The sequence below is a fragment of the uncultured Pseudacidovorax sp. genome, from assembly GCF_913773995.1.
In the GTDB taxonomy this organism is placed as follows: Bacteria; Pseudomonadota; Gammaproteobacteria; order Burkholderiales; family Burkholderiaceae_C; genus Xenophilus.
The window spans coordinates 34,178-52,061 of sequence record NZ_CAJYES010000019.1; the positions used below are offsets into that span (position 1 = coordinate 34,178).

The 17,884-nt window shown below is 71.0% G+C and carries 13 protein-coding genes and 1 pseudogene; 10 read left to right on the forward strand and 4 right to left on the reverse strand.

Annotated features, from left to right (window positions below; all coding sequences use genetic code 11):
* Positions 1–22: 22 nt before the first annotated feature.
* The 8 genes from QZ772_RS01935 to QZ772_RS01970 all read left to right on the forward strand — a co-directional run bounded on the left by QZ772_RS01935 (position 23) and on the right by QZ772_RS01970 (position 11,107).
* The gene (locus QZ772_RS01935) at positions 23–1,009 is read left to right on the forward strand and encodes a 3-hydroxyacyl-CoA dehydrogenase NAD-binding domain-containing protein (protein WP_295522516.1); all 987 of its coding nucleotides are present in this window, start codon (positions 23–25) and stop codon (positions 1,007–1,009) included.
* Complete coding sequence (locus tag QZ772_RS01940; protein ID WP_295522518.1) at positions 1,006–1,830, forward strand: 3-keto-5-aminohexanoate cleavage protein; 825 nt, start codon at positions 1,006–1,008, stop codon at positions 1,828–1,830. Before QZ772_RS01935 ends, QZ772_RS01940 begins: the two co-directional genes overlap by 4 nt.
* A gap of 39 nt (positions 1,831–1,869) precedes the next feature.
* On the forward strand, positions 1,870–2,847 hold the full coding sequence (locus QZ772_RS01945; protein ID WP_295522520.1) for a tripartite tricarboxylate transporter substrate binding protein: 978 nt from the start codon (positions 1,870–1,872) through the stop codon (positions 2,845–2,847).
* Between the two features lie 479 nt (positions 2,848–3,326).
* Complete coding sequence (locus QZ772_RS01950; protein WP_295522522.1) at positions 3,327–4,475, forward strand: efflux RND transporter periplasmic adaptor subunit; 1,149 nt, start codon at positions 3,327–3,329, stop codon at positions 4,473–4,475.
* Positions 4,468–7,584 carry a CusA/CzcA family heavy metal efflux RND transporter gene (locus QZ772_RS01955; RefSeq protein WP_295522524.1) on the forward strand — a complete coding sequence of 1,039 codons (3,117 nt, stop codon included), beginning with the start codon at positions 4,468–4,470 and terminating at the stop codon, positions 7,582–7,584. Before QZ772_RS01950 ends, QZ772_RS01955 begins: the two co-directional genes overlap by 8 nt.
* Before the next feature lie 26 nt (positions 7,585–7,610).
* Positions 7,611–9,059, forward strand: coding sequence for an efflux transporter outer membrane subunit (locus tag QZ772_RS01960; protein ID WP_295522533.1), 1,449 nt, complete (start codon positions 7,611–7,613; stop codon positions 9,057–9,059).
* A gap of 81 nt (positions 9,060–9,140) precedes the next feature.
* Complete coding sequence (locus tag QZ772_RS01965; protein WP_295522525.1) at positions 9,141–9,713, forward strand: hypothetical protein; 573 nt, start codon at positions 9,141–9,143, stop codon at positions 9,711–9,713.
* Positions 9,714–9,802: 89 nt separating this feature from the next.
* Positions 9,803–11,107, forward strand: coding sequence for a carbohydrate porin (locus tag QZ772_RS01970; protein ID WP_295522526.1), 1,305 nt, complete (start codon positions 9,803–9,805; stop codon positions 11,105–11,107).
* 53 nt (positions 11,108–11,160) lie between these two features.
* Here QZ772_RS01970 and QZ772_RS01975 read toward each other — a convergent pair whose 3' ends face one another.
* The gene (locus tag QZ772_RS01975; RefSeq protein WP_295522527.1) at positions 11,161–13,347 is read right to left on the reverse strand and encodes an ATP-binding protein; all 2,187 of its coding nucleotides are present in this window, start codon (positions 13,345–13,347) and stop codon (positions 11,161–11,163) included.
* Between the two features lie 260 nt (positions 13,348–13,607).
* Between QZ772_RS01975 and QZ772_RS01980 the strand changes: the two genes are divergently transcribed.
* Together QZ772_RS01980 and QZ772_RS01985 are read left to right on the forward strand one after the other, a co-directional pair.
* Positions 13,608–14,666 carry an ATP-binding protein gene (locus tag QZ772_RS01980; RefSeq protein WP_295522528.1) on the forward strand — a complete coding sequence of 353 codons (1,059 nt, stop codon included), beginning with the start codon at positions 13,608–13,610 and terminating at the stop codon, positions 14,664–14,666.
* Positions 14,663–15,298 (forward strand): response regulator transcription factor, encoded by a 636-nt coding sequence (locus QZ772_RS01985; RefSeq protein WP_295522529.1) that lies wholly within the window; start codon positions 14,663–14,665, stop codon positions 15,296–15,298. Before QZ772_RS01980 ends, QZ772_RS01985 begins: the two co-directional genes overlap by 4 nt.
* A gap of 36 nt (positions 15,299–15,334) precedes the next feature.
* Here the strand turns inward: QZ772_RS01985 and QZ772_RS01990 are convergent.
* From QZ772_RS01990 to QZ772_RS02000, 3 genes and pseudogenes are all read right to left on the reverse strand, one after another.
* Positions 15,335–15,526 (reverse strand): annotated as a pseudogene (locus tag QZ772_RS01990) (gluconate transporter); the annotation flags it as partial.
* Between the two features lie 75 nt (positions 15,527–15,601).
* Positions 15,602–16,894 carry a porin gene (locus QZ772_RS01995; protein ID WP_295522530.1) on the reverse strand — a complete coding sequence of 431 codons (1,293 nt, stop codon included), beginning with the start codon at positions 16,892–16,894 and terminating at the stop codon, positions 15,602–15,604.
* Positions 16,895–16,932: 38 nt separating this feature from the next.
* Entirely contained in the window at positions 16,933–17,862 is a 930-nt protein-coding gene (locus QZ772_RS02000) for a tripartite tricarboxylate transporter substrate binding protein (protein ID WP_295522534.1), read from the reverse strand.
* Positions 17,863–17,884: the final 22 nt, after the last annotated feature.

Genomic DNA, 17,884 nt, shown 5'->3' on the forward strand with positions numbered 1-17,884 from the left:
CGGCTTCCTAGACTGCGGCGCCATGACGACCCCTTTTCTTCCCCGCGCCCCAGGCGCCGCCGTGATCGGCGGCGGCACCATGGGCGCCGACGTCGCGGTGGTGCTCAGCCGCGGCGGCCTGCCCGTCACCCTGGTGGAGCGCGATGCCGCCAAGGCCGCCGGCCTGCCGGCCTACATCGGCGCCCAGCTCGAAGCCGCCGGCTGCGCCGCGCATGCCGGGCCGATCACCGTCGTGCAGCAGCTGGAGGCCGTGGCCTGGGCCGGCATCGGGCTGGTGGTGGAATGCATCGTCGAGCAGTTGGCGCCCAAGCAGCAGCTCTTCGCGCGGCTGGTCGAGCTGGCGCCTCCCTCGGCCCTGCTGACCAGCAACAGCTCGGGCCTGCCCATCAGCCGCATCGCCGACGGCCTGCCCACGCAGGAGCGCATGTTCGGTTTGCACTTCTTCATGCCCGCGCACCTGGTGCCGCTGGTGGAGGTGGTGATGGGCCCGCACAGCGACGCCGACGCCGCCCAGGCGCTGATGCAGACGATGCGCCGCTGCGCCAGCGTGCCGGTGCTGGTGCGCAAGGACCGGCCGGGCTTCCTGGCCAACCGGCTGCAGCATGCGCTGGCACGCGAGGCCTTCGCGCTGCTGGACGCCGGTGTCGCCAGTGCCGTGGACATCGACGCCGCGGTGCGTTTCGGCTTCGGCTTCCGCTTTCTGGCGGCCGGGCCGATCCTGCAGCGCGACCATGCCGGGCTGGACGTGCACTGCGCCGCCGCCGCCACCATCTATCCCAGCCTGTGCAACGACGCGGAACCCGCGCGGGTGCTCCAGCAGCAGGTGCAGGCGGGCCGCGTCGGCATGAAGGCCGGTGCCGGCTTCAGCGACTGGCCTGAGGCCGAGCGTGCGGCCGAACGCGCGCGCTACGACCGCCTGCTGCGGGCCGAACTGCGGCTGCTGGCCGACGAACTGCCGCCGCTGCCGGGTGCTGTCGAAACCCCTTCTACCGACCGGAACGCCACATGACCGCCGATCCCCTCATCCTCACCGTGGCGCCCAACGGCGCCTACAAGCAGCACAGCGACCATCCCGCCGTGCCGCTGACGCCCCAGGCGCTGGCCGACACGGCCCGCCGCTGCCTGGACGCCGGCGCAGCCATGCTCCACCTGCACATCCGCGATGCCGAAGGCCGCCACAGCCTGGATGCCGAGGGCTACCGCGAAGCCCTGCGAGTGGTACGCCAAGTCGTGGGCGATGCGATGGTGCTGCAGGTCACCAGCGAGGCGGCGCGCGTCTACCAGGCGCCGCAGCAGATCGCCATGGTGCGCGAGCTGCAGCCCGAGGCCGTCTCCATCGGCCTGCGCGAGGTGGATGTGCCCGCCGTGGGCGAGGCGGGCCTGGCCGCCTTCTTCGGCGAGCTGGCCGCGCGCGGCACCATGGTGCAGGTGATCCTCTACGACGCGGCCGACGTGGCACGCTGGCAGGCGCTGCGCGCGGCGGGCACCATCCCCGATGCGCCCTGGTTCCTGCTCTTCGTGCTGGGTCGCTACAGCGCCGGGCAGACCTCCGATCCACGCGACCTGCTGCCCTTCCTGGCCGCCCATGGCGACGGCCCCGAGCCCTGGGCGGTGTGCGCCTTCGGCCCCACCGAGCAGGCCTGCGTCACCGCCGCGGCGGCCTTCGGCGGCCATGCGCGCGTGGGCTTCGAGAACAACCTTCGGCTGCGCGACGGCAGCCTCGCTCCCGACAACACGGCCCTCGTGGCGCAGGCGGCCGAGGCCGCCGCCACGCTGGGCCGGCCGCTGGCCACGGCAGCGCAGATCCGCGAGCGCTTCCGGCCACGCTGACCCCGCCCCCCTCAACCACGACAACCGGAGACAAACCCCATGATCGATCGCCGCCAATGGCTGGCGGGCGCGGCCGCCGGCCTGCTCGCCCCTTCCTTCGCCCTCGCCCAGTCCGATGCCGCCAAGGGCCCCGTGCGCATCGTGGTGCCCTATCCGCCCGGCGGCCCCACCGACCTGATGGCGCGGCTGCTGCAACCGCAGCTGCAGCGCCGGCTGGGCACCACCGTCATCGTCGACAACCGCGGCGGCGCCGGTGGCAACCTGGGCAGCGCCTACGTCGCGCGGCAGGCGCCGGCCGACGGCCTGACGCTGCTGCTCGCGGCAAGCGGGCCGATGGCCGTCAATGCGGCGCTGTACAAGTCCATGCCCTTCAATGCGCAGGAGGACTTGCTGCCGGTGGTGCAGCTGTCGGCCTTCCCGCTGGTGCTGGAGGTGTATCCCTCGGTCAAGGCCCGCACGCTGAAGGAATTCATCGCCTATGCGGGCAGCCAGAAGGCGCCGCTGAACTTCGCCTCGGCCGGCAGCGGCACGCCACAGCACTTGGCGGGCGAGCTGTTCGCGCGGGAGGCCAAGGTGCCGCTCACGCACGTGCCCTACCGCGGTGCCGGCCCGGCCCTCAACGACGTGCTGGGCGGGCAGGTGCCGCTGATGTTCGACATACTGGCCAGCTCGCTGCAGCACCTGCAGGCGGGCAAGCTGATGCCCATCGCCGTCACGTCGGCCACGCGCAGCCCCGCGCTGCCGCAGGTGCCCACCATGGCCGAGGCCGGTCTGCCCGGCTTCGAGGTGACGGCCTGGCACGGCATCGCGGTGCGCAGCGGCACGCCCGCGGCCACCGTGCAGCGGCTCAATGCCACTTTCCTGGACATCTTTGCCGACCCGGCCTTCAGCAAGTCCTGGGAGGCATTGGGCACGCCCGTGGTGGCCGGCACGCCCGAGGCCTTCGGCCAGCTGATCCGCAGCGAGACGGCGCGGCTGGGGCGCATCGTGCGGGAGACGGGGGCGACGGCGGATTGAGGCGGCGCTTCGACGGGCCGAAATGGGGACGGAACGGTCCGGGCGTTCTGATCTTTGCCGCCCATGCCACCGCGGATGGTCTGTCGTTCACGGCGTCGGTCGACGCGATGGAGCTGCGGCGTCACTGAATGGCCGTGACCGGCCGCTATTGAAACCCCCGGCTGGGCTGCATCCACCACGGCACGACCGCTATACCAAGGTATAGCCCCTCCATCCTTCCAGCCTTTGCCGCAAGCCCTTCGCACGATGGCCTTTGCGGCGCGCGGCTGCGACCATTTCCAGGTCGGCGCGTCGTAGCGACTGCCAGTGGGCCGACCCATCGCGGTGGGTCCCGGCCACACCGCCGTGCCGATGCGCGGGGTCCCTTGCGGCCCTTCGGCCGATGCCCATTCACCCCCGACCCGTGCGGTCGCCCCCGGCCCACAGTCGGGTGGCTGCTGCGCCATGGTCCCCGTTTTCGCCACGCCCGGAAGACGCCCATGAAGCCGATCCCCGCCCTTGTCCTGACCTCCACCCTCGCCGTGGTGCTGGCTGGCTGCAACGCCGGCCATTCCGCACCGACGGCCGGTGCAGTCGCGGCCTCATCCGCGCCGGCTGCACCGTCCGACACCAGCCTGCAGCACAACGACACCGTCATCCGCGTGCCCGAAGGCGCGCCCCTGCGCCAGGCCCTCGTGGTGGCCGCGGTCGCACCACAGCCCTTCGCGCCCACGCTCGAAGCCCCCGGCACCATCGAGGCCGCACCCGAGCGGCTGGTGAAGATCGTGCCGCCGCTGGCCGGCCGCATCGTGCGGCTGCACCACCAGCTGGGCGATGCGGTGAAGGCAGGCGATCCGCTGGTCACGCTGGATTCGCCCGACCTGGGCGCCGCCTATCGGGACGACGCCAAGGCCCAGGCCGCCCTGCTGCAGGCACGCCAGGATTTCGAGCGCCAGCAGACGTTGAACCAGGCCGACATCGCCGCCGCCAAGGACCTGCAGGCCGCCCGCCAGACACTCACTGCCGCCGAGAGCGATGCCCGCGCCGCGCGCGAGCGCCTGGCGCAATTGGGCGCGCCCGTGGATGCCGCATCGCGCCGCGAGTACGTGCTGCGCGCCCCCATCGCCGGCCGCGTGGTCGACATGAGCGGCGCCCTGGGCGGCTACTGGAACGACACCACGGCCTCGCTGATGACGGTGGCCGACCTGTCCACCGTCTGGCTGACGGCCAGCGTGCCCGAGAAGGACATTGCCGCCCTGTCGGTGGGCCAGCCGGTCCACATCGCGCTCGATGCCTATCCCGGCCGCAGCTTCGAGGGCAAGGCCCGCTACATCGGCGACATGGTGGATACCGACACCCGCACCGTGCGCGTGCGCGTGGCCATCGACAACCGTGAGCGGCTGTTCAAGCCCGGCATGTATGCGCACGCCACGCTGGAAGGGCCCGCGCAGCCGGCGCTGCTGATCCCGGCGACCGCCGTGCTGCAGAGCGGGCTGGCCACGCGCGTCTTCGTCGAGCAGGCCCCCTTCCAGTACGAATCGCGTCTGGTGGTGCTGGGCCGCTCGTCCGACGACAAGGTGGAAGTCATTTCGGGCCTGAAGGCCGGGGAGCGCATCGTGGTGCAGGGCGGAGTGCTGCTCAATGATTGAGAAGCTCGTCACCCTCGCCTTCCAGCGGCGCGGCATCGCCTGGCTGCTGTTCGTCTTCGTCGCGCTGTACGGCTACTGGAGCTGGAAGCAGCTCCCCATCGAGGCCTATCCGGACATCGCGGACGTCAGCTCGCAGATCGTCACGCAGGTGCCCGGCCTGGGCGCCGAAGAGGTGGAGCAGCAGATCACCGTGCCGCTGGAGCGCGCGCTGCTCGGCACGCCGGGCATGCACGTGCTTCGCTCGCGCAGCCTGTTCGCGTTGTCGCTGATCACCGTCGTCTTCGAGGACGGCACCGACGGCTACTTCGCCCGCCAGCGGCTGCAGGAGCGCATCAACGCGGTCACGCTGCCCTACGGCGCATCGCCGGGCCTGGACGCCTACACCTCGCCCACCGGCGAGATCTACCGCTACACGCTCGAATCGAAGACGCGCAGCCTGCGCGAGCTGTCGGAGCTGCAGTTCTGGACCGTGATCCCGCGACTGAAGAAAGCCACCGACGTAGTGGACGTGGCCAACTTCGGCGGCCTCACGACCCAGTTCATGCTGGAGCTGGAGCCCGACAGACTGCAGCAGTACGACCTGTCGCTGCAGGACGTGAAGGACGCGCTCAACAACAACAACGCCACCGGCGGCGGCAGCATCGTCGACCGTGGCGAGCAGAGCTACGTGGTGCGCGGCGTGGGCCTGCTGCGTTCGCTGGACGACATGGGCAACGTGGTGGTCAAGACCAAGGCCGGCGTGCCCGTGCTGGTCAAGGACCTGGGCCGGCTGGCCTACGGCAATGTCGAGCGTCGCGGCGTGCTGGGCAAGGACGCCAACCCCGACACCATCGAAGGCATCGTGCTGCTGCTGAAGGACCGCAACCCCTCCACGGCCCTGGCCTCGGTGCACGAAGCGGTGCAGGATCTTAACGAGCACCTGCTGCCCAAGGACGTGAAGGTGGTGCCCTACCTGGACCGCACCTCGCTGATCGAGGCCACGCTGCACACGGTCTCGTCCACGCTGATGGAGGGCATGGTGCTGGTGGCGGTGGTGCTGCTGCTCTTCCTGGGCAGTCCGCGCGCGGCGGCCATCGTGGCGCTGACGATTCCGCTGGCGCTGCTGATCGCCTTCATCTTCATGCACCAGTTCCACATCCCGGCCAACCTGCTGTCGCTGGGCGCCATCGACTTCGGCATCCTGGTGGATGGCGCGGTGGTGCTGGTGGAGAACATCCTGCGCCGCCGCGAGGAGGCCGAGGGCCGGCCGCTTTCGGCCAGCGATGCCATCGAGGCCACGCTGCAGGTGGCGCGGCCGATCTTCTTCGGCATGGTGGTGATCGTGTGCGCCTACCTGCCGCTCTTCGCCTTCCAGCGCATCGAGTACAAGCTCTTCTCGCCCATGGCCTATGCGGTGGGCGCGGCGCTGGCGGGCGCGCTGCTGGTGGCCCTCACGCTGATTCCGGGGCTGGCCTGGCTGGCGCTGCGCAAGCCGCGTCGCATCGTGCACAACCCGGTGCTCGGATGGCTGGCGGTGCGCTATGGGCGCTTCCTGGCCCACACGGTGGGCCGCGCGCACGGCGTGCTCGCGGCCTGCGGCCTGGCGCTGGTGGCGCTGGTCGGCGTGTTCGTCACCACCGGCCACGACTTCCTGCCCTACCTGGACGAAGGCTCCCTGTGGCTGCAGGTGCAGATGCCGCCGGGCATCACGCTGGCCAGGGCCTCGGCCATGGCCGACGAGCTGCGCAAGGCCACGCTGGCCTTCCCCGAGGTGTCGTACGTGGTCACGCAGACCGGCCGCAACGACGACGGCACCGACTACTGGACGCCTTCGCACATCGAGGCCAGCGTGGGGCTGCATCCGTACAGCGAATGGACATCGGGCCTCACCAAGCAGGCGCTGATCGACCGCATGGCCCAGCGCTTCGCGCAGATGCCGGGCTACACCGTGGGCTTCATGCAGCCCATGATCGACGGCGTTCAGGACAAGCTCTCGGGCGCCCACGGCGACCTCACCGTCAAGGTCTTCGGCGAAGACCTGGCGCAGATCCGCACGGTGGCCAATCGCGTGGCGCAGACGCTGCGTCACGTGCCCGGCGCCGCCGATGTGGCGGTGGACGTGGAGCCGCCGCTGCCCAACCTCAAGATCGAACTGGACCGCGCCGCCGCGGCGCGCCATGGCATCAACGCCGCCGCCGTGGCCGACCTGATCGCCACCGGCGTCGGCGGCACGCCCATCGGCCGGCTCTACGTGGGCGAGAAGAGCTACGACATGACGGTGCGCTTTCCGGAAAAGGCGCGCGCCAGCGTCGACGCCATCGGCAACCTCACGCTGAAGTCGTCCACCGGCGAGCGTGTGCCACTCTCCGCTGTGGCCAAGGTCAGCACCGTGGCCGGCGAGAGCGTCATCGTGCGCGAGATGGCCGAGCGCAACATCATCGTGCGGCTGAACGTGCGCGGCCGCGACCTGGCCGGCTTCCTGAAGGACGCACAGGCCGCCGTCGCGCACGATGTGACGCCCGCCGACAAGCATGTGCAGCTGCGCTGGGGCGGCCAGTTCGAGAACCTGGAGCGCGCCCAGGCGCGCCTGGCGCTGATCCTGCCGATGACGCTGGGCCTGATGTTCCTGCTGCTCTTCGGTGCCTTCGGCAACCTGCGCCAGCCGCTGCTGGTGCTGGCCGCGGTGCCGCTGGCCATGCTGGGCGGGCTGGCCGCGCTGCACCTGCGGGGCATGACGCTCAACGTGTCGAGCGCCGTGGGCTTCATCGCGCTCTTCGGCGTGGCCGTGCTCAACGGCGTGCTGATGCTGTCGCAGATCAACCGCCTGCGCACCGAAGAAGGCCGGCCACTTCGAGAGGCGGTGATGGAGGGCGCGCGCAGCCGCATGCGCCCGGTGCTCACCACCGCCACCGTGGCCGCCCTGGGCCTCACGCCGGCCATGCTCGCCACCGGCCTGGGCAGCGACGTGCAGCGGCCCCTGGCCACCGTGGTAGTGGGCGGGCTGGTCAGCGCCACGGTCCTGACGCTGGCGCTGCTGCCGGCGCTGTATCACCTGATCGAGGCGCGGCTGGACAGGCGCCGAGTTGCACCCGCTGCAAACGACATGCAGACGCAGGAGGCCCAGCCGTGATCGCCCGACCCCATCCTCTTCTTGCGATGCCCGTGCTCGCGCTGGTGGGCCTGCTGCAAGGCTGCGCCGTCGGCCCGGACTTCCACACGCCGGCCGCCCCCGCCACGCCCTCCGTGGCCGCGGCGCCGCTGCCCGCGCGCACGGCCGAGGCCGACGGTCCGGCCGGCGGGGCCCAGCGCTTCGCGCTCGGCCAGGGTGTGGTCTCCCAATGGTGGAAGGCCTTCGGCTCCTCCGAGCTCGATGCGCTGGTCGACGCCGCCCTGGCCGCCAGCCCCGACCTGCAGGCCGCCGAGGCCGCGCTGCGCAATGCGCAGGAGACGGCGCTGGCCCAGCGCGGTGCCTTCTGGCCCTCGGTGGACGCGAGCTATTCGCCCACGCGCCAGAAGACCTCGGCCGCGCTCTCCAGCCCGCTGGCCGATGGCGACATCACCCGCTACACGCTGCACACGGCGCAGCTGAGCATCGGCTATGCGCCCGACGTCTTCGGCGGCACGCGACGCGCGGTCGAGGCGCAGGACGCGCAGGTGGACGTGCAGCGCTGGCAGCGCGAAGCCGTCGGCACCACGCTGGTCACCAACGTGGTGAACACGGCGATCCAGGAGGCCGCCCTGCGCGCGCAGATCGACGCCACGCAGCAGCTGGTCGACCTGGCCACCCGCCTGCTCGAGGGCGCCCGGCGCCAGCATGCGGCGGGCCAGATCGGCGGTGCGGACATCGCCGCCCAGGAAAGCGCCCTGGCCCAGGTGCAGGCCACACTGCCGCCGCTGCAGAAGCAGCTGGCCGCGCAGCGCAGCCGGCTGGCCGTGCTCACCGGGCGGCTGCCCGGCGACCCGCTGCCGGCGCAGTTCGCGCTGAGCGCGCTGCACTTGCCGGCCGAACTGCCGGTGAGCCTGCCATCCCAACTGGTGCAACAGCGCCCCGACATCCGCGCCGCCGAGGCCCAGCTGCATGCGGCCGCCGCCCAGGTGGGCGTGGCCACGGCGGCGCGCCTGCCCAACCTCACGCTCACGGCCACATTGGGCAGCTCGGCGCTGGGGGTGTCGCAGCTGCTGCGCAGCGGCGGCTTCTGGTCGGTGGGCGGCACGCTGCTGCAGCCGGTCTTCCATGGCGGCGCGCTGCTGCACCAGCAGCGCGCCGCGCAGGCCGCCTACGAGCAGGCCGAGGCGCAGTACCGCAGCACCGTGCTGACCGCCTTCCAGAACACGGCCGACACGCTGCAGGCCATCGTCAGCGATGCGGACACGCTGCGCGCCACCGCCGCCGCCGAGGCCGCCGCCCGGCGCAGCCTGACGGCCGTGCAGCGCCAGCGCGAGGCCGGTGCTGCGGCGCAGTCCGACCTGATCCTGGCCCAGCAGACCCTGCAGCAGGCCGCGCTCGCCACCGCACAGGCCCGCGCGGCACGGCTGGCTGACAGCGTGGCGCTTTACCAGGCCCTGGGCGGCTGGTGGCAGGTGGCCGACAGCTCAGGGCACTAGGCCGATCGGGCCACGGCGTGGCTGCACCCCCTGCCCCGCGCCCGGCCCGGTGAGACGCCCTCACGATCCGGAGACATGACCATGACCTCTTCACACTGGCGCGGGCTCGCCCTGCTCATCCTGCCAGGTGCCCTGCTCGGCCTGGCCGGCTGCGCCGCCCTGCCCGGCCGCGAAGCACAGGCCGGCGGCGCCTACTGCTTCCTCAACCCGCTGGCCCACGGCCGGCACGGCCCCTGCCTCGACGGCCCGCTGCCCGATGCCGACACGGCGCAGGATGCCTGGCACTTCGCCCCCGACCCGCGGGCCCTGACCGTCTATGTGGTGCGCCAGAACTGGAGCGACGGCCCCCACCGTCTGGCGGTATGGATGGACGGCCGGCCGCTGGCCGACACCCTGCCCTCGACCACGCTGCGCCTTCGCATGCCACCGGGTGCGCATGCGTTCACGCTGCAGGCAGAGGGTCACCCGCCGCACGCCATCTCCCTGGACGGGCTTGCGGGCGAGGTGCATCACCTGCACATCGCCACCGTGGCCGGGCTCTGGCACACGGACTATGACTGGGAACTCGAGCCCGACGCCGTGCTGCAGGCCCGGGCACGCCGCACACGGCTGGTGGCCGATCTGCGGCTTGACGCGGCGCGACCGACGAAATGAAGTCATCGATCGCCCAGGCACGAAGTGCCGCCCTTCTTCGAATGCACGGCCACGGCGGGCCGCACCGCACGCCTGCCCTCGCGATCGCCATGGCCCTGCTGCTGGCCGGCGCCGCGCGGGCCCAGTCGTCAGGCACCGAAGCCGCCGCGCCTTCGCAGGATTGGGGCACGGCTTTCCAGTCCACCTATGTCTGGCAGGACAAGTCCGCCTTCCCCGCCGCCTACTCCGGCCCCAACAGCCTGGGCACCGAGCGGGCGCTGAGCTATTCCTTCACCGTCACGGCCATGGTCGGCATGCGGCCCTGGCAGGGCGGCGAGCTGTACTTCAATGCCGAAGGTGCCCAGGGCGTGCCGCTGTCGGGCCTCACGGGCCTGGGCGGCTTCACCAATGGCGAGATGGCCCGCTCCGCCACACCCAACCTGGGCCTGTACCGCGCCCGCCTCTTCCTGCGCCAGACCTGGGGCGAGGGTGGCGGGGAGGAGGTTCAGGCCCCCGGCCTCACCCAGCTCGCCGGCACCGCCGACCGGCGCCGCTGGGTGCTGACCGCCGGCAACCTGTCGGTGCTGGACCTGTTCGACGGCAATGCCTACAGCCACGATCCGCGCACGCAGTTCCTCAACTGGTCCTTCATGACCTACGGCGCCTATGACTATGCGGCGGACGGGCGCGGCTATTCCTGGGGCGCCGTGCTCGAGCGCCACCACGACGACTGGGCCCTGCGCGCCGGACGCTTCATCCAGCCCTACGAGCCCAACGGCCAGCCGCTGGATCCGCGCTTCTTGCGCCACTACGGCGACCAGGTCGAGCTGGAGCATGCGCTCCAGCTGGGCGGCCAGCCCGGCAAGCTGCGGCTGCTGGTCTTCCGCAACCGGGCACGCATGGCCAGCTTCCAGGACGCCCTGGACCTGGCGCAGGCCACGGGCGACGCCCCCAGCCTCGACGCCGTGCGTGGCCCCGACCGCAGCAAGCACGGCATCGGCCTGGGGCTGGAGCAGGCCGTGGGCGACGACCTGGGCGTGTTCGCACGATGGAGCCGCGCCGACGGCGGCACCGAAACCTACGCCTTCACCGAGATCGACCGCTCGCTCTCGGCCGGCGCGTTGCTGCGCGGCAGCGCCTGGGGCCGCGGGCAGGACACCGTGGGCGTGGCCGTGGCGGCCAATGGCCTCTCTCGCGCGCGACGCGACTACCTGTCCGCTGGCGGCATCGGCACCTTCCTGGGCGATGCCGCCCTGCGCTACGGCACGGAGACGGTGGCGGAGGTGTTCTACGCCATTCAGTTGGCCAAGGCGCTGTGGGTGACGCTGGACTGGCAGCACATCCGCCATCCCGGCTACAACGCCGACCGCGGGCCGGTGCATGTGGGCTCGGTGCGGCTGCACACGGAGTTCTGATCGAAGTCCGGCGCGAGCCGGCCCCGCTGTTCAAGCGTAGTCGCCACGACAGCCTAACGAGCCGCCATGACAGCAACAAAGCACACCTGGCCGTCGCGGTACTCGTACTGGATGTCGCCGCCGTGTTCAAGCGCGATGGCCTGGGCGATGTGCAGACCCAGGCCGAGCCCGCCCTTGTTGCGTGCATTGGGCTGCGCAGCGCGCTTGAACGCACTGAACAGATCGGCCAGCAGTTCCGGCGCGATCGGCGGCGCCTTGTTCAGCACCTCGAAGCGCACCTGCTCGCCTTCGCCCAGCAAGCGTACGGTCACCGGCTCGCCCGCGAGCCCATGGTGCCGCGCGTTGCTCAGCAGGTTGCCGAAGAGCTGGGACATGCGGTCGGGGTCGGCCTCGACATGCAGCTCGGGCGGGATGTCCTTGAGCAGCCGCACGCCCGGGTAGGCGACGATGGTCTCGTCGAGCAGGTCCTCGAGGATGCGCGACAGGTCGACGGGCACCCGCCGGATCTGCAGGCCCAGCTGAGCCTGCAGGCGCGACGCGTCCAGCACCTGGGCAATCAGCCGCGCCATCCGGGTACTGGAGGACTGGATGCGCTGACCCAGCTTCGCATTGGGGGCGCCCGACGCTTCCGCCCCGCGCTCCAGCACCCGCGCGGCCATGGCAATGGACTGCAGGGGATCGCGAAGATCATGGCCCAGCATGGCGAGAAGCTGAGTGCGTGCGCGATGCATCTCGGCCAGGCGGTTGGAATGCGCACGTACCAGCTCTTCCAGCAATTGACGGGCCAAGCCCTGCTCGAACTCGGTCCACGGCGCGCTGGTACCGCGCACTTCCTGCTTCCACAGGTCGAAGGAGCCGCGCGGGGTCAGGCGCGGACCGTTCGGGCCGGTGGCGTACTCCTTCTCGGGCTTGCCGCCCCAGTTGATGGTTTCGATCTGCTCCTTGCGCAGCACCAGCACCCAGCCGTTCTGCAGGGCATCGAAGCGCAGCCCCAGCAGTCCGCACCAGGGGCCCGTGACCGGGACCGGGGGCGGCAGCACATGCTTCATGGCCTGGGTGACGATGAGGTCGCGCTCGGAGAACTGGGCGTTCTGCAGGCTCTGCACCAGGCCGGCGGCGATCTCATGATGAAGCTCGCCGTGCACCACGAGCTTGCCCTCTTGCGCCAGCACGACCGCCTGGGCGTCGAATGCACGCGCGATCGGCTCGACCAGCGGGGCCAGCGCCGCCAACAGTTCGTCGCCATGCAGAACAGCCTGGGTCACCTGGGCGCGCAACTGGGCGCCCATCTCGGCCGCGCGTGCGCGTTGGCGGGCCAGCAGGCTCTGGACATTGGCGGCAAGCACCTGCGCAAGAACGTCGCACGCCATCCGGATGGCATAGGGCACCAGCCGGGGCTGCTGGTGGTGGCAGGCGATCATGCCCCAGAGTTCGCCCTCGACCACGATGGAGATGCTCATCGATGCCCGCACGCCCATGTTGCGCAGGTATTCGATGTGGATGGGCGAAACGCTGCGCAGCACGCAATGGCTCATATCGAGGTCGCCTGCCCTGTTGGCCCAGCGCTCGACGGGTATGGCGGGCGCGTCGACGTCCGCGATGAGGCGCAGCGTGTTCACGAGGTAGAGCCGCCGGGCCTGGGCCGGGATGTCGCTGGCGGGATAGCGGCGGCCCGCGAAGGGCTCCAGCGTCTCCTGCCGGTCCTCGGCCACGACTTCGCCGCTGCCGTCCGGCAGGAAGCGATAGGCCATCACGCGGTCGAAGCCGGCGAGCTCGCGCACCGCGGTGGCCGCCATCTGCAGCAGGGCGTCGATGTCCGGCTGTCGCTTCAGGCGATCGATGGTGCGGTGCGCCTTGAGCGCATAGCCGAGGACCTGCTCATCCGCCGCATTACGGGCCTCCAGCTCGAGCACGACAAGGTCACCGCTGCGGTGGACGAGCAGGTCCGCCGTGCGACCGTCCCAGTGCATTTCATGTTGCAACGAGAACTGGGGGTCCGCATCGTGGAGGGCGTCATCGAGGGCCTTGCCGAGGGCCGGGAAGGCGGCGGCCCAGTCGGCGGCCGGCGCCTTTCCGGTCAGAGGCAGGCCGGCACCGATGAACTGCCTGGCGTTGGCGCTGCAATGGACAAGGCGCCGGGCCGAATCGAAGGCGAGCAACGCACCGTGCGACTGGATGGAGCCGGGAATGTGGATCGGCTCGCGATCACAGTTCTCCAGGGTAACTGCGACAGAAGACAAGGCCTGCTCGACGGGTTTTGTTGCACGGGGCGGAAACCAGCAATTATCACGTTGCGTGTCAGACCGCAACGTTGCTGGACACGTCATTTCACAGACGAGCGAGGTCGAGAAACGCGCGCATCACGAACCCGCCCGCGCATCGGGCGCCGGGCGCCAGCGCGGTGTCGTGGTTCGAAGGCGCCACGGTGCCTCGCGCACAATGCAGCCTGGCGCATGCCACTCCACGGAGATGCATGCCTGTCTCCGCTGCGCCCCACGCCATGCTGCTTTCGGTCAGAACCCGATCCGTCCTCCGCGCTGCCCTGGTGGCCACCGCGATGGTGGCCATCTTCGTGGCCGACACGCTGACCAACTACGAGGTGGCGGCTGCGGTGCTCTATGCCGTGGTGGTGTTGTCGGCCGAGCGGACGCTCAAGCCGCCGGCCCTGCGCGCACTGGGCCTCGCCTGCATCGCAATGACCGTTCTGAGCTTCGTGCTCACGCCGCGCGGCCACTACCACGCGGGCCTGATCAACATGGGCCTGAGCACCGCCGCCATCGCCATGGTCACCTGGCTGGTGCTGCGCATGCAGCGCGCCCGCGCCGCCGCGCAGGCCGCCCAGGCACGGCTCGAGCGCATCGCCCGCGCGCAGAACCTGTCCGGCCTGACCACCTCCATCGCCCACGAGGTGAACCAGCCGCTGGCCGCCATCGTGACCAGCGGCCACGCCGGCCAGCGCTGGCTGGCGCAGGATCCGCCGCAGATCGACAAGGCGCGCCAGGCCCTGCAGCGCATGCTGGGCGACGCCGAGCGCGCCGGCAGCATCATCGCGCGCGTGCGCAGCCTCACCCGCGGCGAACCGCCCCAGGCCAGCCGCTTCGACCTGAACGCGAGCGTGCGCGAGATCGTGGCGCTGTCGCAGGCCCGGCTGGAGGACGAGGACATCGACCTGCAACTGCAGCTGCCGGCAGACCTGCCCGCCGTCTGGGCCGATCCGGTACAGGTGCAGCAGGTGATCGGCAACCTGCTGCTCAACGCCCTGGACGCCATGCCCGCGGCACGCGAGGCGCGCCGCGAGGTGCACATCGGCACCGCGCGTGAGGGCGACACCCTGGTCTTCACCATCCGCGACTCGGGCGTCGGCCTCGCGCCCGAGGTGCAGGCGCACCTGTTCGATGCCTTCTGGACCACCAAGCCGCAGGGCATCGGCATCGGCCTGAGCATCAGCCGCACCATCGTCGAGGCCAACGGCGGCCGCATCTGGGCCGAGCCCGGCGCGGGGCTGGGGGCGGTGTTCCGGTTCAGCCTGCCCATGGCCTCCCAGGAGAAGCATTCTTGACCTGCCCGACTACGCCGGCCACCGCCGACCCCATCGTCTACGTCGTCGACGACGACCCGTCCGTGCGGGCCGCGCTGGAAGACCTGCTCGCCTCCGTGGGACTGCGCGCGCAATGCTTCGGCGCCACGCGCGACTTCCTGGCCCATCCGCGCGACAACGCGCCGGGCTGCCTGGTGCTGGATGTGCGCATGCCGGGCCAGAGCGGCCTGGACTTCCACCGCCAGCTGGGCGCGCTCGGCATCCCGCTGCCGGTGGTCTTCATCACCGGCCATGGCGACATGGCCATGGCGGTGGGCGCCATGAAGGCCGGCGCCATCGAGTTCCTGGCCAAGCCCTTCCGCGACCAGGACCTGCTCGACGCCATCCAGAACGGCATCGCCCGCGACCGTCAGCGGCTGGCGCAGGAGGCCGCCGGCGCCGAGCTGCGCGCGCGCTGGGCCACGCTCACGCCGGGCGAGCAGGAGGTCGTGCGCCTGGTGGTACAGGGCCAGCTCAACAAGCAGATCGCCTGGCAGCTGCAGCTGAGCGAGGTGACGGTGAAGGTGCGCCGCGGCCAGGCCATGCGCAAGATGCAGGCGTCCTCTCTGCCGGAGCTGGTGCGCATGGTGGACCGGCTGGGCGACGCGGCGTGAACGCCCCGTCCGTGCCGCTGCCGCGGGTGGAGCCGTTCAGCCCAGGGGCGGCAACAGGTTGAGCAGCAGCACCATCACCAGGCCCACCACGGCGACGATGGACTGCACCACCGAGATGGTCCTGGTGGCCTCGCCCATGCTCATGCCGAAGGATTCCTTGACCAGCCAGAAGCCCGCATGGTTGGCATAGTTGAAGAACGGCGAGCCGCAGCCGATGGCCAGCGCCACCCGTCAAAGCGCCGCATGCTGTCGGGCATGCTGGAAGCCCAGTGAGCCAGGACCGGGCCCTGCCTGGTGGGACGCTCAGAACGTGTGCCGCAGCCCGATGTCGTAGCCGGCAGCGCTGCGCGGCGCGAGCCCGAAAGTGCCCGCGCCGGTCGAGGCGTAGTTGGCGGTGCCGCCTGCGATCGCGCCCATGATGGCCGGGTTGTTCTGCCCGTCCTTGATCCGGATGCGAGCGACGGTGGCGTACAGCGCGGTGCGCTTGGACAGGTTGTACTCGTAGCCCAGGGCCAGCTTGGCCACCGAGGCGTCGCGGGCGGGCGAGAAGGGCGTGGCGGCCGCGCCCAGGTCGTTGTCGAACTTCACCCACGAGTAGGCCGCCTTGATCAGGCCGACCCCGACCGGCACGGTCACGCCCAGAAGGCCGCCGAGATACTTGTCCTTCTCGGGCGTGGTCACCAGGCCCAGACCCGCCGCCGGCCGCGTGGTGCGGCTCACGTCCTGGATCTGCGACAGCTCCCCCATCAGCCGGAAGCTGCCGAAGTCGTAGCTGGCACCCAGGTTGAGCGTGCGGATGTGCTCCTTGAAGCGCGCGCCGGTCGGAAGATTCTGGGCGTTGAGCGTGGTGGCGTCGGCCGCGGTGCTGTCGGCATAGGCCAGCGCCACGTCCAGCGGGCCGCTGGCATAGCCCAGCCGCCCCCCCACCTGGCGGCCCTTGCTGCTGGGCGTGCCCGGGAGGTTGTCCTGACCGGCGTTTTCGTGGAAGGCGTACTGCAGCTGGCCATAGAAGCCGCCCAGCTTCGGCAGGAAATAGCCGATGCTGTTGTTGGTGCGCATGTAGTTGTCGCTGGCCGAGACGGCCGAGCCGGGCCCCTTGGCCGTCTGCAGGTTGCTGCCCACCGAAGAGACCACGTTGGTGCCCACGCCCAGCGTGCTGAAGGGGCTGAACAGGGCATCGTTCCACCAGGTCGGCGTGTAGTCGCGGCCCAGCCGGAGCTCGCCGAAGGGCCCGGACAGGCTCACGGTGGAGCGCCGGTTGAAGGCCAGGTTGCCGCCCACCGCGCCCAGGCCGGTGTCGTTGTTCAGGCCCGCCTCCAGCCAGAAGCTGGCCGCCAGGCCGCCGCCCAGGTCCTCCGTGCCCCGAAAGCCCAGCCGGCTCGGCGTGGTGGCGCTGTTGGCCAGGGCCGTCTGGCTGCGGTGCTGGGTCAGCTGCGGCACCACCAGGGCCGTGGTGTTGTTGTAGAAGCTGCTCTTGCTGCTGTAGTGGCTCACCGATGCGTCGAGCGCGCCGAACACGGTCACGCTGGACTGCGCATGGGCGCCGGCCGCGCAGCCGGCGGCGGCCAGCACCAGCAGGCGATGGGGGGTCTTCATGGATTTCGTCTCCTCGTTGTTGTGGATGGGGGAAGGAATCACTCGGGGCGGAAGCCCGCACCCTTGAGCAGCTCGGCGCTCTGGGTCACATAGCCGGCGATGTAGCGGCGGAAGGCCTCCGGCTCCAGGGGTGCCGGATCGACGCCCAGATTGGCGAGCGCGCCCTGCTTGCCCAGCTCGGCGACGGCCTGCGCGATGGCGGCCGACAGCAGCTTCACCCGCTCGGGCGGCGTGTCCTTGGGCGCCCAGACGCCGTACCACGAGGCATAGCTGAACTGGGGCATGCCGCTTTCCTGCGCCGTGGGCACGTCGGGCATCAGCGGACTGCGCGCGGTGGAGGTGATGACGATGGGCTTGACCTTGCCCGACTTGGCCAGCGGCAGCAGCGAGATCATCGAATCCAGCAGCATCTGGATGTGGCCACCGGCCACGTCGACCAGCGCCGGCTGGGTGCCCTTGTAGGCCACGTAGGTGAGCTTGAGCTTGGCCTGCTGGGCCAGCAGCAGGGTGGCCAGATGGCTGGGCGCGCCCGCGCCCGGGATGCCTGTCGACCATTTTTCGGGCTCCTTGCGGATCGCCGCGGTCAGGTCCTGCAGCTTCTGTGGCGCGAGCGTGGGCGCGATGACCAGCATGAGCGGCGCCTCACCCACGCGCGCGACCGGCGCGAAGTCGGTCTGCGGGTCGTAGGGCGCATTGCTGAGGACCTCGCGCGCCAGCACATGGGTCGCGGCCGAGAACAGCAGGGTGTAGCCATCGGCCGGGGCGGTCTGCACGAACCGCCCGCCCAGCACGCCACTGGCACCGGGCTTGTTCTCGACGATCACCGACACGCCCAGTTGGTGCCCCAGCTGCGTGGCGAGCACGCGCGCCGTCTGGTCCACACCGCCCCCGGCCGCGAAGGGCACGACGATGCGCATCATCTTGTCGGGGAACTTGCCGTTCTGGGCCCATGCCGGCAGCACGGTCAGAGCGGCGGCGGCGGCCGCGAGG

Bases quoted from the DNA above. Each gene is read 5' to 3' on its own strand.
- QZ772_RS01935 (WP_295522516.1), top strand. From the start codon at position 23: ATGACGACCCCTTTTCTTCCCCGCGCCCCAGGCGCCGCCGTGATCGGC.
- QZ772_RS01950 (WP_295522522.1), top strand. From the start codon at position 3,327: ATGAAGCCGATCCCCGCCCTTGTCCTGACCTCCACCCTCGCCGTGGTG.
- QZ772_RS01955 (WP_295522524.1), top strand. From the start codon at position 4,468: ATGATTGAGAAGCTCGTCACCCTCGCCTTCCAGCGGCGCGGCATCGCC.
- QZ772_RS01970 (WP_295522526.1), top strand. From the start codon at position 9,803: ATGGCCCTGCTGCTGGCCGGCGCCGCGCGGGCCCAGTCGTCAGGCACC.
- QZ772_RS01960 (WP_295522533.1), top strand. From the start codon at position 7,611: ATGCCCGTGCTCGCGCTGGTGGGCCTGCTGCAAGGCTGCGCCGTCGGC.
- QZ772_RS01980 (WP_295522528.1), top strand. From the start codon at position 13,608: ATGCTGCTTTCGGTCAGAACCCGATCCGTCCTCCGCGCTGCCCTGGTG.
- QZ772_RS01995 (WP_295522530.1), bottom strand. From the start codon at position 16,894: ATGAAGACCCCCCATCGCCTGCTGGTGCTGGCCGCCGCCGGCTGCGCG.
- QZ772_RS01965 (WP_295522525.1), top strand. From the start codon at position 9,141: ATGACCTCTTCACACTGGCGCGGGCTCGCCCTGCTCATCCTGCCAGGT.
- QZ772_RS01940 (WP_295522518.1), top strand. From the start codon at position 1,006: ATGACCGCCGATCCCCTCATCCTCACCGTGGCGCCCAACGGCGCCTAC.
- QZ772_RS01945 (WP_295522520.1), top strand. From the start codon at position 1,870: ATGATCGATCGCCGCCAATGGCTGGCGGGCGCGGCCGCCGGCCTGCTC.